The following is a 15,769-nucleotide window of genomic DNA, read 5'->3' on the forward strand; positions in this document are numbered from 1 at the left end:
CGAAGTCCGATCGCGTTTCAACCCGTGAATAAGTAGCCGCGGATATGGAACTTATTGTCGCCCTTGGCCTGATCATCTTCAAGGTCGCGTTTCTGATTGCGATCCTTTTACTGCTGCCCTTGCCGCTGACCTGGCTGGAACGCAAGATTGCCGGGCACATGCAGCAGCGGATGGGCCCGATGCGCGTGGGGTGGCACGGGCTGCTGCAGCCGATGGCGGATGGGATCAAGCTCTTCACCAAAGAGGACCATATCCCTGCCGAGGCCGATCGCTTCCTGTTCAAACTGGCGCCAATACTGGCACTTGTCCCACCCTTTGTGGTGTTCGTCGCGATCCCGTTCGGCGAAACCGTCTCGGTTCTCGGCACCAAGATCACGCTCTACGTCTCCAACATGAATGTGGCGATCCTGTTCGTATTCGCGGTGATCGGGATCGAGGTCTATGGCGTCATCTTCGGCGGCTGGGCCGCCAACAGCAAATATGCTGTCCTCGGCAGTCTCAGGACGTGCGCGCAGATGATCAGCTATGAGATCCCGATGGGGTTCTCGGTCATCGGCGTGGTGATGCTGGCGCAATCCATGAGTCTCCTTGAGATCGTGCGAGCGCAAGCCGATGTTTGGAACATCGTCTATCAACCGATCGGCTTCTTCGTGTTCTTCGTCGCCGGCCTGGCCGAAGCGCAGCGCATTCCCTTCGATTTGGCGGAAGCGGAAGGCGATCTAGGGGCCGGGTTCCATACCGAATACAGCGGCATCCGCTTTGCGTTCTTCATGGTCAGCGAATATGCCATCGTCTTGCTGGTGTCCGTCCTGGTGGTGATCCTATTCTTGGGCGGCTGGAACGGCATATTACTCCCCTTGCCGCCACTCCTCTGGTTTCTGCTCAAGGTCGCGTTCGTCGTCTATTTGTTTATGTGGTTCCGCTTCACTTTCCCCCGTTACCGCTATGATCAACTGATGGCGATCGGATGGAAAGTCTTGCTTCCTCTGTCGATCGCGAACATAATCATAAGTGGTATCGCTTTCTTTTAGGGGCCACGGCGGCTCCGCAGCGAGGCGACAATGTCGCGCGCACAGGACAGACTTGGAACATGGATCGGCTGGGCATTCTTCGCCGATCTGGCGGGCGGCTTGGCTTTGACCTTCGGCTACATGTTCTCCAGATCCGTAACCATGCAATATCCTGACAAGGAAAAATGGCTGCCCTACTCGCGTTATCGTGGGCACCACTTCCTGACGCGCGACGACGAGGGTGAGATCAAATGCGTGGCCTGCGAACTCTGCGCCCGGATTTGTCCCTGCGACTGCATCGAAGTCGTCCCCTACGAGGATGCGAAGGGCAATCGGCACCCGGCAAAATTCGAGATCGACACGGCCCGGTGCCTGTTTTGCGGGCTTTGCGAGGATGCCTGCCCCGCGGATGCGATCGCGCTTGGCCAGCAGTACGAATTCTCTAGTTTTTCCTCCCGTGACCTGGTGATCGGACGCGAGGATCTGCTCGGCAAGCCGGGCAAGGCGACAACCGGCGGCGGCGTGGTCGCTGCGCGCCTGAACGCCGGACAGGACGTTCGGGTCGAGACGAACGATCCGCAGGGTTACAACTGGTGGCGAAATATCCGGCGAACATGAGCGCGCCCGCGGGCAAGCCGGAGCGCGCAGACAGGAGGCTCAGATGCTTGTTTGCCAAATCTTGAAAACCAAATCGCCCGAGCTCATCTCGATCAGGCCAGATCGGCCCATGTTGGAGGTCCTGCGATTGTTTAGGGAAAACAACATCGGCTTCGTGGTCGTCGGCCGCAAACCGGGGGAATGCCTGGGTACGCTGTCGGAGCGGGACTGCTGCAATGCGGTGGCTGAATACGGAACCGAGGCTCCGATGATGCGGGTTGCCGACATCATGAACCGCAGGGTGGCGACCTGTTCGACACAGGATTTGCTGCCCTTTGTGATGGCGCTTATGACCAAACGACGCACGCGCCATGTGTTGGTCATGGAGGGCGGCAGCCCTGTCGGGGTGGTGAGCATCGGCGACGTGGTCAAGCACCGGCTCGATGAATCGCTGCGCAACGAGCAGGCACTGCATGATTATATTGCCGGAACCGGTTATCACTGATGATGCCGGCCTGATATAGAGACGCGGGACCAGGCTGGCAGTAGGAGCCCTCAGCGCAAGCTATTGGATTTTGCGTCTCCGTCGACGACCGTGGGAATCGCGAAGGTCGCGTACGCCTTTCGAACGTCGACGGGGCATGGATATTCGCCCCGCCGCATCAATGCGTTGAGGCGCAGAGCTCTGTAGTTTTCGGGAATGAATACGAGCCCTTCGGGAAAGCGCCTGTTGACCTTGAGCTTCGCCGTCAACTCGCCCCGAGCAGATCGCACGGTGACCTGATCAAGATCCGAAAGGCCGAGTTGAGCGGCATCCTGCGCGCTCATCTCGACATAAGGGTCATCTGCGACCGTATTCAGGATTTCCGAGCGCTCGGAGAGATACCCGTTGTGGAATAGGCAGTCTCCGGTGATGAGCATGAGCCGGTCGGCTGCTTTCGGCGCCGGTGGTGACGCGAAGAACTCGCCGGCCGGTATTGCGGGGACTGCCTTGGTGAATGCGCCATCGGCGCCAAGCCCCGCCTGTGTCAGCCCCTGATAGGCGGGAACCAATTGGGTAATCTCGGCAAAAATTTCGCCTTGTATCGATGGCCGCAAAGCTTGGTTGCGAAGCGCCGCGACGAAGTCGAAGATCGCCAGATTGCCTCGCGCCTCGAAGGCGGGTTCGCGAAATTTGCGGACCGTTTGAGTCCGGCCTTCATTATTGGTGAAGGTGCCGGTTTCTTCGCCGTAACCTGCCGCGGGTAGGACGACCTCGGCAAGACCCGCGGTATCCGTAAGGAAAGTGTCCTGCACGATCAGCAGATCGGCGGCGCCAAGCGCCCGGGTCACGAAATCCCTGTCGGGATAAGCGATCAGAGGATCGGCTCCGGCTATGTAAAGTGCGCCCATCTCCCCACTGACGCAGAGCTCCAACATGGCGTCGAGACCCGCGCCGGATTCAGACGGGATTTCGGTACCCCAGCTCCGTGCGAGTGTGGCTCGCGCCGCGTCATCATGGATCGCCTGCAACCCCGGCAGAGCCGCCGGCAAAACCCCCATATCCCAGGCGCCCATCTGGTTGGCGCGGTCGAAGAGGAACTGCATTGCAGGGTTCTTGCCGAGCAGGCGGAGAACCCGCAGCAGGTTGTTGAGCTGTTGCAACGTCGCCCGCGCTTCGGGTGATCTCAGCAGCTCAATGCTGACGAGCACGCTGACGCTGCCGCCGTTATTGAGGGCTTCGACGAGGTGATCCGGCCGGTCATTGCCGGTACTCGCCGCCGATCTACCAATTTTTGCGCTGATGTCGGCCAAAGCGTCACGCTGCAAAGTCTGGTCGGCCGCTGCCAAGAGCCCGGTTACTACCGCCGCGAGGCTCGCCGGTTCTCCACCTGGGGAAACGCGAACGACCACCCGGGCATCGGCATCCAGACGGGATGGCCGCGCCGAAAGCATCAGCAATGCGGTATGTCGCCGCCGGGCGCCGTCCCGCAGCAGGTATTCGGTAACCGGGTTCTCTTCGGTGACGTTGCCGCCAACGATCAGCACGCAGTCATTGCCGATCATTTCCTCGAGCGGTGCGCGGCTGTAGAAGCTTGCCGCCAACGGGCCGAGTATATCGAAGGGCGTGGACCAGCGCGTCGAACAGTCAATGTTGTTGGTCCGGAACACCGTCCGCATCAGCTTCTGGAACTGATACAGCACTTCATTCGGCAAACGCGGCGAGGCCAGCCCGCTGGCAGCCTTACTCTTGACGTCCGACAACCGCCGGCGCAGATAGTCCCCTGCTTCGTCCCAGGAAACCGGGACCAGGGCGCCATCGCGACGGATCATCGGCCGCTTGATCCGGTCTCTGCTCGAGACGAAATCCAGACCGAAGCGTCCTCGCACGCAGAGCGTTTCGCGGTTGAGCCCCTGATCCCACTTCGAGCGCACCCGCATGAACTCGCCCTTGCGCGTGCCCACCGTTAGCTGGCAACCGGTGCCGCAATGCGGGCAGACAGTATCGGTTTCAACCAGATCCCAGGGCCGCGCCTTATAGCGATAGGGGAAGCTCATCAGCGCGCCGACCGGGCAGACCTCGATGCAATTGCCGCACTGATCGCAACTCGCGAGGCTACCCTCGAAACCGGTGACGGCGGTATCCATGCCTTTTTCGACGGTTCCGAGCGCGACCGCGCCGACGACCTCCTCACACATCCGGACGCAGCGCTGGCACTGGATGCAGCGGTTGACGTTCATGATGATCACGGGGCTGAGGCGGATGTCCTTGGAGTGGAACACACGCTTTTCATCGCGGAATCCACTTTCACGGGGCCCGTAGGCCATCACCATGTTCTGAAGCTCGCATTCGCCGCCCTTGTCGCAGATCGGGCAATCGAGAGGGTGGTTGGCGAGCAGCATGTCGAGCATCGAAGAGCGCGTTTCCTCAATGAGCGGCGTGGTCGTCCGTACCACCATGCCGTCGGTGACCGCGGTGGCGCAGGACGGCTGCAGCCGCCGCAGCCCCTCGATCTCCACCAGACACATGCGGCAGGAGGCCAGCGCCGGCAGGCGCTTCAGATAGCAGAAGGTCGGGATATCGATGCCCAAACGCTGGGCGGCCTGCAGCACGGTCGAGCCAGCCTCAACTTCCAGCGTTTGTGTGTCGATCGTAATGCTAACCATGGCTTCCTCACGCGTCTCACCCAACGCTCTGCTCAGTGAAACGGACACCTCCGCTCCTCTATATGGGCGACGAATTCAGGCTCGAAATGCTGCAGCGCCGCCCTCAGCCCCATGGCCGCGCCGTCGCCGAGCGCACAGAACGTATTGCCGAAAATGCCCTTGCAGAGTGCCTTTAACTGTTCCAGGTCGCCCGGTGCGCCCTCCCCGGCCTCAAGCCGGCGCAGCACCTTCACCACCCAGTTCAGCCCCTCGCGGCAAGGGGTACACTTGCCGCAGGACTCATGGTGGAAGAACTCGATGATCCTGGTGGCGACCTTGACCACGCAGGTCGAGTCGTCGATCACGATCACCCCGGCCGAGCCTAGCATCGAGCCGACAGCCGCCAGCGAGTCAAAGTCCATTCCAACGTCCAGACCCCTTTCCGGGATCAGCGGCGCAGAAACGCCGCCGGGGATCACCGCCTTAATCTTGCGCCCGGGCAGCGCGCCACCGGCGTGCTCCTCGACCAGTTCGCGAAGCGGGATGCCCATCGGCAACTCGAAGAGGCCGGGTTTGCGCACCTGTCCGCTGAGGCAATAGAGCTTCGGGCCGGGGCTCTTCTCCGGGCCGATGCTGCGGAACCAATCAGGCCCTCGCATAACAATGTGCGGCACGCAAACCAGCGTCTCGACATTGTTGATAACGGTCGGGCTGGCATAGAGCCCGGCCACAGCGGGAAATGGCGGTTTCAGTCGCGGCTGAGCCCGCTTGCCCTCGAGCGACTCGAGCATCGCAGTCTCCTCGCCGCAGATATAAGCGCCTGCGCCGCCGTGAATGTGTACGGTGAAATTGAAGTCCGACCCCAGAATGCCCCTTCCGAGATAATGCTTTTCATGAGCCTCGGCGATCGCCTGCTCCAGGCGCCGTATCGCCGTTACATATTCTCCGCGAACATAAACATAGGCGATCTCGGCTCCAATTGCGTAAGCGCTAATTGCCAGCCCCTCGATGAGCTGATGCGGGTCACGCTCCATGATGATCCGGTCCTTGAAGGTACCCGGTTCGCCTTCATCGGCGTTGCAGCACAGATATTTCGGCTTATCGGCCCGCTTCGGCACGAAGCTCCATTTCATGCCCGTAGGGAATCCTGCACCGCCGCGACCACGCAGGTTGGACTTCTTGACGAGTTCGACGATCTCGTCGGGCGCGGACTCGCGCAGCACCTTTGCCAGCGCCTGGTAGCCACCGCCAGCCTCGTAGGTCGAGAGCAAATGGCCTTCGGGCATTCCGACATTTTTGAGTAGAACCTGCTCGAACATGGCTACGCTCCCGGCGGTCGCACAGAGGCATGCTCAATGCTCGCTGCCCGCTCGGCTGTCGCCCGAAGGCGGTCCAAGAGTGCATCGATCCGCGCGATGTCGAGGTTTCCGTGATAGTCGTCGCCGACCTGCATCGTCGGAGCCATTTCACAAGCGCCAAGGCATTCGACGGTCGAAAGCGTGAACAGCCCGTCCGGGGTGGTGTCGCCCTTTTTGATTCCCAGCACCGTTTCCAGATGCGTCAGCAGGCTCTCGGATCCGCACAGCATGCAGGAGACATTGTCGCAGAGCTGCAGGTGGAAAATCCCCACCGGCTCGGTATGGAAGTGGGTGTAGAAGGTCGCCAGTTCGTAGACCCAGATCCGCTCGACCCCGAGAATGTCTGCAACCTCTTCCAACACAGAGCCTGGCAGATGGCCATGTTCCCTCTGGGCAATCAGAAGCGCGGGCATGATCGCCGAGCGCCGGTCGGGATACCGCACTGCCGCCTCTTCGATCTTTTCGCGCATGGTCATTGCGTCCAAATCCCTGCTACTTGTCCACCTCCGCCATCACGGGGTCGAGGCTGCCCAGCACGGCGATCATGTCCGCCAGGTAACGAGCGTTGGTGACCCCGAAAAGTGCCTGAAGGTTGACGAAGGAGGGTGCTCGCACCTTCATGCGGAATGGCTTTGGTGACCCGTCGCTGATGATGTAGAAGCCGAGTTCGCCCTTCGGCGCTTCGATCGCCGAATAGACCTCGCCCTTCGGCACCTTGAAGCCGTAAGCAGACAGGTCGAAATGCTGGATGAGCGCCTCCATCGAACAGTGCACCCGATCCTTATCCATCGGGAAGGCGATGGTCGGCATGTCGATCTGGAACGGCCCCTCGGGCATCTGCTCGATGCATTGCTCGATAATCCGGATGCTTTCGCGCATCTCATCGACCCGACACCTCCAGCGTGCGTAACAATCGCCCTCGCTGCGGGTGATGACGTTGAAATCGAGCCGGTCATAAATTTCATAGGGTTCGTCGCGCCGGATGTCCCAGTCGACTCCGGAAGCGCGCAGGTTCGGGCCACTCAAGCCGAGATCGATAGCGTCCTCGGCGGAGATCACGCCAACTCCTTCGGTGCGCTTGAGGAACACCCTATTTTTCTCGAGCAACCGCTCATAGTCGCGGATACGGTTCGGGAAGATGTCGCAGAACTCCCTGATCTTGGGCAGGAAGCCGTCAGGCAGGTCCTCGCGCAACCCGCCGACCCTGCAGAAGGAGGTGTGCATGCGTGCACCGGTAATCATTTCCATCAGGTCCATGATCATTTCGCGTTCGCGCATGGCGTAAAGGAGCGCGGTCATGGCGCCGAGGTCCATCGGCAACGCGCCAGTGATCAGGAGATGACCGGATATCCGCGCCAGCTCGGCCATCATCACGCGGACATACTGCGCCCTGAACGGTGCTTCTATGCCGAGGAGTTTCTCCACCGCCAGTGCAAAGGCCAGATTGTTCGAGGGCGGGCAGAGATAGTCGAGCCGATCCGTCAGCGGGAAAATCTGGGTATAGGTGAAGCTCTCCGCCAGCTTTTCGGTCCCGCGATGGAGGTAGCCGATATGCGGGTCTACGCGCTCGACGCACTCGCCATCCAGCTCAAGGACGAGTCTGAGAACCCCATGAGTGCTGGGGTGCTGCGGGCCGAGATTGAGAAGCACTTCCCTGGTATTGAGCGCTTCGCCCTCTGGCCTGCTGAGCTCGGTGACTTCGGTCATCTCAACTTTCCGGCGTAGAACGGACCCCCTGTGGAATGTCCCTGGTGGCGAGGTCCGGCTGCGTTGGCGGCGGGCCTTCGGCACCAAAGGGATTCAGCTTGTCCTTGTATCCGCGCAGGGGAAAATCCTTGCGCTGGGGAAACCCCGCGAAGCCCTCCCACATGTAGATCCGGCGCAGGTCGGGATGCCCCTCGAACCTGATGCCATACATGTCCCAGGCCTCGCGCTCATGCCAGTTGGCCGTGCGCCAGACGCCTGTGACCGAGGGAAGCTGCGGTGGGTCGCCAAGCCGGCATTTGATGCGAACTCGCCACCTGTTGGATAGCGAATAGAGGTGGTAAACCGCTTCGAACCGCGGCGTTTCGGGATAATGATCGACTCCGCAGATGTCCGAAAGAAAATTGAACTGCAGCGCCGGATGTTCTTTCAGGAATCGGCAGAACTCGACGATCGCGGCAGGTGGGACAGCAAAGGCATGAATGCCGTGGGCGACGCCGAGATCCTCGATTGCTTCTCCGAAACGCTCCATGATCAGGGCGGGATTGAGAGGCTGCTTCACGCTCATGACGTTGCAACCCGGTCCAGGGGCGTTCCGGCCAGCGCGCGGGACCTCTTGATCTTCTCCTGAAGCAGGAGGAAGCCATGCATCAGCGCCTCCGGCCGCGGTGGACAGCCGGGCACATGCACGTCGACGGGCACGAAGGTTTCCGACCCCTGCACCACGGCGTAGGTGTTGTAGACCCCGCCTGAAATAGCGCAGGTACCCATTGCGATCACCCAGCGCGGTTCCGGCATCTGGTCATAAAGCCGCCGCACGACGGGCGCGAATTTCCGGGTCACAGTACCCGCGATGATCATCACATCGGACTGTCGAGGCGAAGGACGGAACACCACGCCGAAGCGGTCAAGATCATAGCGAGCGCAACCCGCCGAAATCATCTCGATGGCGCAGCAGGCAATTCCGAAAGTCTCGGGCCACAGCGCCGACCTTCGACTCCAGCTAATAATGCTGTCGGCCGTTGTGAAAAGCACGCTGTCGCGGATCGCATTGTTTACGCCTCCCATTCCAGCGCTCCCTTCAGCCAGGCGTAGGCGAAGCCCACAAGAAGCAGCAACATGAAGACGAACATCTCGACATAGCCGACCAGCCCGATCTCTTTCAGGACGACAGCCCAGGGAAAGAGGAACATTGCTTCGACATCGAAGACGACCAGCAGGATTGCAAGAATAAAAAACGGCACCCTGAAACGGCCACCGGCCGCCTCCCCCGCCGCGTCCATCCCACATTCATAGGGCATGTTCTTCGCGGGATAGGGATTGGATGGGCGCAGTAGCGAGGAGACGAAAAGCGTCAGCCCCGCCACCAGAACGACTCCGGCGACCATGAAAAGAACCGGCAAGAATTCCATTGCAGTCATAGCACACTGCACCGGTTACCCACTTGGAGGCTTTCCTCGGCAAACCGACCTCGTTTGGACCGGTAAGCGTCGCTCCGGAAAGCGGCTTGGGCAATCCTTTCTTGAATTGTCAGTTTATTCCGTCGGGCGGGTCATTGCAAATCCAATTGATCAACCGCCAAACACCGAATGCTGGGCAAGCCTCAGAAACCACGATGGAAATAGGCCGATACCGATTGTACCGGCGGCGGTGAAGGCGAGCGTGGCGCGCACCAATGGCGTCAGCGCCGGGGCGAAGGCCCTCCCTGGCTCGCGCATATAGATCACCATGACGATGCGGATGTAGAAGTAGGCGGCAACGGCGCTCAGCAGCACTGCGATCACCGCCAGCATGACGAAACCTCGCTCGACGAGCGCGACCAGCACGTAGAACTTGGCGAAGAACCCGGCCGTGGGCGGAATGCCGGCCAGCGAGAAGAGATAGAGCAGCATCAGAAGTGCCAGCCCCGGATGCGACTTGGCCAACCCCGCATAGTCTTCGATGACTTCGCCCGAAAAATCGCCATTCCGCATCATGATGACGGTGCCGAAGATGCCGAGATTCATGAAAGAATAAATCAATAGGTAGAGCATCACGCTGGCGATGCCGTCCGGGCCGCCTGCCGCCACGCCAAAAATCGCGAACCCGGCATGGGCGATGCTGGAATAGGCCAGGAGGCGCTTGAAATTATCCTGCACCAGCGCCACGAAACTGCCGAGCGCCATCGTCGCCACCGCAATGACCGCAACGATGATCCAAACATTCGAGGCTGCAACGAGCGGATTGAGGAACACGCGCAGGATCACCGCGAACCCCGCAGCCTTGGGGCCAACCGACATGAAAGCCGTGATCGTCGTCGGCGCGCCTTCGTAAACGTCCGGCACCCACATATGGAACGGGACCGCGCCGACTTTGAAGACCAGCCCCGCGACGATGAAAACCACCGCCAGCAGTAATCCGGGGTCAAGCGGATTACCGGTCACTGCCGCAGCCATCCCGTCTAGCTGCGTCGTGCCGGTGAGCCCATAGACAAGGGAAACGCCGAAAAGGAAAATCCCGGTCGAGACCGAGCCGAGGATCACATATTTAAGCGCCGCTTCGTTCGACCGACGCTGCTGGCGCAGGAACCCGGTCAGCACATAGGTGCAAAGCACCATCAGTTCGAGCCCCACATAGATCGACAGGAGATCGGTCGCCGAGGCCATGATCATCATTCCCGAAAGCGCGAAGAGCAGCAGGACATAGTATTCGCTGCTGCCGATCCCTTCGATATCGGCATATTTTCGTGAAAGGAGGAATGTCAGGATAGTGGCTAGGTAGAACACGAACTTGAAAAAGACCGCGAAGCGGTCGGCGATGAACATGCCTGCATAGGCCGGCCGCACCTCGCTCGCCAGCATGAGTGTCGCCAGGGCGGCGATCAGCACGACCACGACGGAAGCCCAGACAAGGAAATATTCCTGCTCCTTTCGCACAAACTGTCCCAGGATCAGCAGGACGCAGGCTCCGGTGACCACCACGATCTCGGGTATGCTCGCCAGGATCGACTGGAAAAGCGCGGCGTCGGTCATTGGCCATTCCCCTCACCGTGTACGTGCGCCAGCAGATGCTTTACCGACACGTCTATGATGTTGAGAAAAGGTTTCGGGTAGAGCCCGACCCAAAGAACAAAGACGGCGAGCGGCAAGATCGCAGCCACTTCGCGGGCATTCACATCGCGTATCTTGAACCGGATGCCGACGCTGGGCGGACCGAGCGCGACTTTCCCATACATGCCAAGCAGATAGGCGGCACCCAGCAATGCGCCCAAAACAGCGGCCGCGCCGGCCGCCAGGTTGGTCGCAAACCCGCCCGACAGCACCAGCAACTCGCCCACGAACGAATTCGTTCCCGGCAGCGCCATTGATGACAGGGTGAACAGCGCGAGAAACGCTGTGTAAACGGGCGCCACCTTCATCAGCCCGCCATAATCCGCGATGCTGCGAGTATGTGTTCGCTCGTAGATCAGGCCGACGAACAGGAACAACGCACCCGTCGTTATGCCATGATTGAACATTTGCAGAATGCCGCCCTCGAGCCCACGAAGGTTCAGCGAAAAAATTCCCAGCGTCACGAAGCCCATGTGGCTGATGCTGGAATAGGCCACCAGCTTCTTCAGATCGTCCTGCGCCAGCGCAAGCAACCCGCCATAGACGATCGCAAGCGCCGAAAGCCCCAGCATCAGCGGCCCATAATACACCGACGCCTGCGGCAGCATCGGCAGCGAGAACCGCAGGAACCCATAGGCGCCCATCTTCAAGAGCACGCCGGCAAGGATGATGCTGCCCGCCGTCGGCGCCTGCACATGAGCGTCGGGCAGCCAAGTATGAAGCGGGACCATCGGCACCTTGACCGCGAAGGCGATCAGGAAGGCGAAGAATAGCCAGGACTGGAGCCGGAACGGCAAATCCTGTGCTGTGAGCGCAAGGATGTCGAAGGTCTTGCCGCCCTGGAGATAGAGCACGATGACACCGATCAGGAACAGAAGGCTGCCCGCCAGCGTGTAGAGGAAGAATTTGAACGCTGCATAGATCCGGCCGTCGCCGCCCCAGACGCCGATGATCAAATACATCGGGATCAGCATGGCCTCCCAGAAGACGTAGAACAAGAAGAGGTCGAGCGCGCAGAACACCCCCAGCATAAGAGCCTGCATGACCAGGAGACTGGCCATGAACCCCTTAACCTTGCGGTCGATCGCGACCCACGAGGCGAGTACGCAGATTGAGCCCAACAGCGCAGTCAGGAACACGAAGAGCGCGCTGATTCCGTCGATCCCAAGCGCATAGCTGATCCCGATTGCGGGCACCCACAGGCGCGTCTCGGTGAACTGCATCGCGTGGCTGGTGGTGTCAAAGTTCGCAAGCATGACGATGCAGAGAGCAAGGTCGAGAATGGTGACGGTAAGCGCCGTCCAGCGCGCCGCTTCATCGCCGCGCAGAAACATCAGAACCGCAGCACCCGCGGCGGGCGTGAATACGATCAGGCTAAGAAGCGGGAATCCCATCGCACCCCCTACCGCCACACCACGGCGAAGACGACGGTAGCTGCGATCACACCGACGATCATCGCCAGCGCATAATGGGTGACGACCCCGGTCTGGAGCCGCCGCAGCGCCCCGCCACCACGCAGAATCGAGCGAGCAACGCCGTTCACGGCGGCATCCACCCCGCTGAGATCGATCTGCAGTCCCGATCGCGCCGCTCCATGCAGGAAGGGCAGGGCTGCGGTCTCGGACACGTCGCTCACCGCCTTCTCGTAGCGCGCCAGTGGTTTTTCGGCGAGCCACATGAAGAGCCGAGCGCCCTTGCGATAGAACCAATCAGTATCGATGCTGATCGTGTTCTCGGGATCGAGCGCCTTGAGGAACAGCACAAATCCCAGGGCGGTGAACATCAAGAGGCCGAGGCTCTCAGTGACATGGAGGCCTGTGTAGGGTTCAAAGTCGACCGGATAAGGCAGAAGCGCATAGAGCGGCTGGGGGAACACTCCGATCCCAATGCAGAGCACTGCCGCCATGGCCATTGCAACCAGCATGTTGCGTGGCGCCTCCCGCGCCTCGATTTTCCGATCCGTGCCGAAAAACATATAATACGGCAGCTTGAGCCCGGTGTGCAGGAACGTTCCAGACGACGCCATCGTCAGCGCCAGCACTACCAGCGCCCGATGATCCGCTCCAGCGGCGGCTATCACCATCGACTTGGTCACAAAGCCCGAGAAGAACGGAAACGCCGAGATCGCGAAAGCGCCGACCATGTAGAGTGCCACGGTAAGCGGCATGCTCTTGTAGAGGCCGCCAAGCTCGGTGAGCTTGCGCCGCCCGGTAACATAGATCACTGCGCCGGCTCCCATGAAGAGCAGGGCCTTGTAGAGGATATGCGCGAAGGCGTGGCTGGTGGCCCCATTCACGGCCATCTCCGTCCCGATGCCGATGCCCGCCACCATGTAGCCCACCTGGCTGACGATATGATAGGCCAGAAGCCGGCGGCAGTCGTTCTCCAGCACCGCGTAGATGACACCGTAAAGCGCCATTGCCGTGCCGAGCCAAACAAGAAGCTCGGTGCCTGGAAACGCCCGCGCCAGGGCATAGACGGCGGTCTTGGTGGTGAAGGCGCTCATGAACACCGCCCCGGTGACGGTCGCTTCCGGATAGGCATCGGTCAGCCAGGCATTGAGTGGCGGCACCGCTGCGTTAAGGATGAACCCGGCGAGGATCAGATAGGCGCCCACGCCCATTCCACCGTCGATCGGCCCCCACTCCATCGGGCCAAAGAGCAGCGAGCCGGTGGCGAGACCATGGAGAATGATGCCGCCGAGCAGAACGACACCGCCGGTGATATGAACCATGAGATACCGGAACCCTGCCCGGATCGCCGGCCCGCCGCGCTGCGCGAAGACCAGGTAGGCGGAAGCGAATGCCATGGCCTCCCAGAACATGTAGAGGGTCAGGTAATCACCGGCGAACACCACGCCGAGCGCCCCGCCAACATAGATGAAGGCCGCCACGTGCTGACCAGCATCCGTCAGGTGCAGCGCATAGACCATGCCGATCAGCGCCATGATGGTGAAAACGGTAGCGAAGACGATGCTCAGCTTGTCGACCTTCGCGATCAGGATTTCCTGCCCGATGAACCGCATCTCGCCATAGCTACCCGGCTGCATCGCCAGCACGGCGAGGATCGCAAGCGCCGGGATTACGAGCAAATAGGCCTTGCGGATCGACCCGCTGAGGAACGGGATCGGTAGAGCGCCCAGAATGAAGAGCAAAGCCGGATGGATGAAGTCAGTCATAATAATCCTCGCGCCGCATCAGCCCGGCCCGATGGCCGAGAAACTTGGAAACGAAGATGATCAGTATGCAGGAGCCGAAGCCGTAGACGGCGGACCAGCCAGGCAGGCGGTCCCACAGATATTCGGCATGTTCGTGAGAGACCAGAAAGTCAGCCGCGACGATCAGAATGAGCACGAGATAGAATAGCCGGCGCCGGCGCCTCGCATATTCCTCGTCACCAAAGAAGTCGATGACACGCTTGATCATTTGACCACTCCGTCGGCCAGGGTAAGGAAATAGCCGGGAAAGATGCCCATCAGCACCGACAGGATGGCGGTCGCGACGAGCGGGATCGTGACCATAGGGATTTCACGGATCGTCGCCGGGTTTTCCTCCGCCTCCGCCCCGAAAAAGGCGGCATAGCTGACTGGCAGGAAGTAGGCAGCATTCAGGATCGAGCTCACCAGGAGCACGGCCAGGAACGCGATCTGCCCTGCCTCCACGGACCCCAAAGTCAGATACCACTTGCTGATGAAGCCCGCGGTCGGCGGTATCCCGATCATGCTCAGCGAAGCGATGAAAAATGCGCCCATCGTCCATGGCAACCTGCGGCCGATGCCCGCCATGTCGCTGATGTTGCGCTTACCGGACGCGCAATAGATCGACCCCGCGCAGAAAAACAGTGTGATCTTCGAGAATGCGTGGGCAGCCATGTGGATAATGCCGCCAACCATCGCGACCGGCGACAGCAGAACCGCACCCAACACGATGTAGGAGAGCTGGCTAACTGTCGAATAGGCGAGCCTCGCCTTAAGGTCGTCTCGCGTCAGGGCATAGATCGACGCCATGAGGATCGTAAACGAGACCAGATAGGCCGTGGCGATGCCGAGGCCGAGCTCCCCGACCAACTTGACGCCAAAGACATGAAACACCACTCGCAGCAGGCAAAACACGCCCATCTTGACCACGGCCACGGCATGCAAGAGCGCGCTGACCGGCGTCGGCGCCACCATCGCGGCAGGCAGCCAGGCGTGCATCGGCATCACCGCGGCCTTGGCGAAGCCGAAGAGATAGCAGAAATAGACGATCGTCAGCAGCGCCGCCGAGGCATTGACGCCCGCCAACAGCCCGCCCTCCCTAAAATCGAGCGATCCCGCAATGGAGTAGGTCAGTGCCAGCGCGGCGAGCAGGACGCTTTTCGAGGCTCCCATCAAATAGACGAGATATTTGTGGGCACCCCTCCACCCCTCTTCATCCTCGTGGTGATAGACAAGCGGATAGGTAACGAGGCTGAGCACCTCGTAGAAGATGACCAAGGTGAACAGATTGGCGGCGAAGGCACCCCCGACAGCCGCCGCGAGGCTGGTGGCGAAGCAGGCGAAGAAGCGGGTCTGCGCATGTTCGTTCAAGTGCCGCATATAGCCGATGGAATAGAATGCGGCCACGATCCATAAAAGCGACGAGATAGTGGCGAACACCATGCCGAGCGCGTCGGCCCGGAAAGCGAACTCGACCCCCGGCAAGATTTCGAACAGGCGCAAGTCGACGGTCCCGCCCGCCAGCACCGTCGGCGCCATTGAAGCGACAATCGCAAACAGAACAATTGCTGCTATTGGCGATACGATATCGCGGAGTTTCTCGCGGTTGTTCAGAAGCAGAATTATTAGGGCCGCCAGGCCTGGGACGGCGACGGCAAGCAGTGGCCGGATCGATATCACCGGGTCCAA

Annotated in this window: 15 protein-coding genes; 3 read left to right on the plus strand and 12 right to left on the minus strand. The window is 60.5% G+C overall.

Going from position 1 to position 15,769, the window contains the following annotated elements; genetic code table 11:
• Positions 1 to 44 precede the first annotated feature (44 nt).
• The 3 genes from nuoH to NXC24_RS34740 are packed head-to-tail and all read left to right on the plus strand — an operon-like array spanning position 45 to position 2,112.
• Positions 45 to 1,031 (plus strand): NADH-quinone oxidoreductase subunit NuoH, encoded by a 987-nt coding sequence (nuoH, locus tag NXC24_RS34730; RefSeq protein WP_104827763.1) that lies wholly within the window; start codon positions 45 to 47, stop codon positions 1,029 to 1,031.
• Positions 1,032 to 1,061: 30 nt separating this feature from the next.
• Complete coding sequence (locus NXC24_RS34735; protein WP_104827764.1) at positions 1,062 to 1,628, plus strand: NADH-quinone oxidoreductase subunit I; 567 nt, start codon at positions 1,062 to 1,064, stop codon at positions 1,626 to 1,628.
• 43 nt (positions 1,629 to 1,671) lie between these two features.
• Positions 1,672 to 2,112, plus strand: coding sequence for a CBS domain-containing protein (locus tag NXC24_RS34740; protein WP_104827765.1), 441 nt, complete (start codon positions 1,672 to 1,674; stop codon positions 2,110 to 2,112).
• Between the two features lie 50 nt (positions 2,113 to 2,162).
• Here NXC24_RS34740 and nuoG read toward each other — a convergent pair whose 3' ends face one another.
• The 12 genes from nuoG to NXC24_RS34800 form a co-directional block, all read right to left on the minus strand.
• Entirely contained in the window at positions 2,163 to 4,754 is a 2,592-nt protein-coding gene (nuoG, locus tag NXC24_RS34745) for an NADH-quinone oxidoreductase subunit NuoG (protein ID WP_104827766.1), read from the minus strand.
• A gap of 32 nt (positions 4,755 to 4,786) precedes the next feature.
• On the minus strand, positions 4,787 to 6,052 hold the full coding sequence (nuoF, locus tag NXC24_RS34750; RefSeq protein ID WP_104827767.1) for an NADH-quinone oxidoreductase subunit NuoF: 1,266 nt from the start codon (positions 6,050 to 6,052) through the stop codon (positions 4,787 to 4,789).
• Positions 6,053 to 6,054: 2 nt separating this feature from the next.
• On the minus strand, positions 6,055 to 6,567 hold the full coding sequence (nuoE, locus tag NXC24_RS34755) for an NADH-quinone oxidoreductase subunit NuoE (protein ID WP_104827768.1): 513 nt from the start codon (positions 6,565 to 6,567) through the stop codon (positions 6,055 to 6,057).
• Between the two features lie 16 nt (positions 6,568 to 6,583).
• Entirely contained in the window at positions 6,584 to 7,798 is a 1,215-nt protein-coding gene (gene nuoD / locus NXC24_RS34760) for an NADH dehydrogenase (quinone) subunit D (protein WP_104827769.1), read from the minus strand.
• A gap of 1 nt (position 7,799) precedes the next feature.
• On the minus strand, positions 7,800 to 8,363 hold the full coding sequence (locus tag NXC24_RS34765; protein WP_104827770.1) for an NADH-quinone oxidoreductase subunit C: 564 nt from the start codon (positions 8,361 to 8,363) through the stop codon (positions 7,800 to 7,802).
• On the minus strand, positions 8,360 to 8,863 hold the full coding sequence (locus NXC24_RS34770; protein WP_104827771.1) for an NADH-quinone oxidoreductase subunit B: 504 nt from the start codon (positions 8,861 to 8,863) through the stop codon (positions 8,360 to 8,362). Before NXC24_RS34770 ends, NXC24_RS34765 begins: the two co-directional genes overlap by 4 nt.
• Positions 8,851 to 9,216: an NADH-quinone oxidoreductase subunit A gene (locus NXC24_RS34775; RefSeq protein WP_104827772.1), complete on the minus strand. Its 366-nt coding sequence runs from the start codon at positions 9,214 to 9,216 to the stop codon at positions 8,851 to 8,853. The genes NXC24_RS34770 and NXC24_RS34775 overlap by 13 nt, the downstream gene beginning before the upstream one ends.
• 150 nt (positions 9,217 to 9,366) lie before the next feature.
• Positions 9,367 to 10,806, minus strand: a complete 1,440-nt coding sequence (locus tag NXC24_RS34780; protein WP_104827773.1) for an NADH-quinone oxidoreductase subunit N — start codon at positions 10,804 to 10,806, stop codon at positions 9,367 to 9,369.
• Complete coding sequence (locus NXC24_RS34785) at positions 10,803 to 12,278, minus strand: NADH-quinone oxidoreductase subunit M (RefSeq protein WP_104827774.1); 1,476 nt, start codon at positions 12,276 to 12,278, stop codon at positions 10,803 to 10,805. Before NXC24_RS34785 ends, NXC24_RS34780 begins: the two co-directional genes overlap by 4 nt.
• A gap of 8 nt (positions 12,279 to 12,286) precedes the next feature.
• Positions 12,287 to 14,062, minus strand: coding sequence for a Na(+)/H(+) antiporter subunit D (locus tag NXC24_RS34790; RefSeq protein WP_104827775.1), 1,776 nt, complete (start codon positions 14,060 to 14,062; stop codon positions 12,287 to 12,289).
• A complete protein-coding gene (locus tag NXC24_RS34795; RefSeq protein WP_104827776.1) occupies positions 14,055 to 14,309 on the minus strand; it encodes a hypothetical protein in 255 nt (84 codons plus the stop codon). Before NXC24_RS34795 ends, NXC24_RS34790 begins: the two co-directional genes overlap by 8 nt.
• Complete coding sequence (locus NXC24_RS34800; protein WP_104827777.1) at positions 14,306 to 15,769, minus strand: monovalent cation/H+ antiporter subunit D family protein; 1,464 nt, start codon at positions 15,767 to 15,769, stop codon at positions 14,306 to 14,308. The genes NXC24_RS34795 and NXC24_RS34800 overlap by 4 nt, the downstream gene beginning before the upstream one ends.

The organism is Rhizobium sp. NXC24 (genome assembly GCF_002944315.1).
Classification (GTDB): Bacteria; Pseudomonadota; Alphaproteobacteria; order Rhizobiales; family Rhizobiaceae; genus Rhizobium.

Bases quoted from the DNA above. Each gene is read 5' to 3' on its own strand.
- nuoH (WP_104827763.1), top strand. From the start codon at position 45: ATGGAACTTATTGTCGCCCTTGGCCTGATCATCTTCAAGGTCGCGTTT.
- NXC24_RS34735 (WP_104827764.1), top strand. From the start codon at position 1,062: ATGTCGCGCGCACAGGACAGACTTGGAACATGGATCGGCTGGGCATTC.
- NXC24_RS34740 (WP_104827765.1), top strand. From the start codon at position 1,672: ATGCTTGTTTGCCAAATCTTGAAAACCAAATCGCCCGAGCTCATCTCG.
- nuoG (WP_104827766.1), bottom strand. From the start codon at position 4,754: ATGGTTAGCATTACGATCGACACACAAACGCTGGAAGTTGAGGCTGGC.
- nuoF (WP_104827767.1), bottom strand. From the start codon at position 6,052: ATGTTCGAGCAGGTTCTACTCAAAAATGTCGGAATGCCCGAAGGCCAT.
- nuoE (WP_104827768.1), bottom strand. From the start codon at position 6,567: ATGACCATGCGCGAAAAGATCGAAGAGGCGGCAGTGCGGTATCCCGAC.
- nuoD (WP_104827769.1), bottom strand. From the start codon at position 7,798: ATGACCGAAGTCACCGAGCTCAGCAGGCCAGAGGGCGAAGCGCTCAAT.
- NXC24_RS34765 (WP_104827770.1), bottom strand. From the start codon at position 8,363: ATGAGCGTGAAGCAGCCTCTCAATCCCGCCCTGATCATGGAGCGTTTC.
- NXC24_RS34770 (WP_104827771.1), bottom strand. From the start codon at position 8,863: ATGGGAGGCGTAAACAATGCGATCCGCGACAGCGTGCTTTTCACAACG.
- NXC24_RS34775 (WP_104827772.1), bottom strand. From the start codon at position 9,216: ATGACTGCAATGGAATTCTTGCCGGTTCTTTTCATGGTCGCCGGAGTC.
- NXC24_RS34780 (WP_104827773.1), bottom strand. From the start codon at position 10,806: ATGACCGACGCCGCGCTTTTCCAGTCGATCCTGGCGAGCATACCCGAG.
- NXC24_RS34785 (WP_104827774.1), bottom strand. From the start codon at position 12,278: ATGGGATTCCCGCTTCTTAGCCTGATCGTATTCACGCCCGCCGCGGGT.
- NXC24_RS34790 (WP_104827775.1), bottom strand. From the start codon at position 14,062: ATGACTGACTTCATCCATCCGGCTTTGCTCTTCATTCTGGGCGCTCTA.
- NXC24_RS34795 (WP_104827776.1), bottom strand. From the start codon at position 14,309: ATGATCAAGCGTGTCATCGACTTCTTTGGTGACGAGGAATATGCGAGG.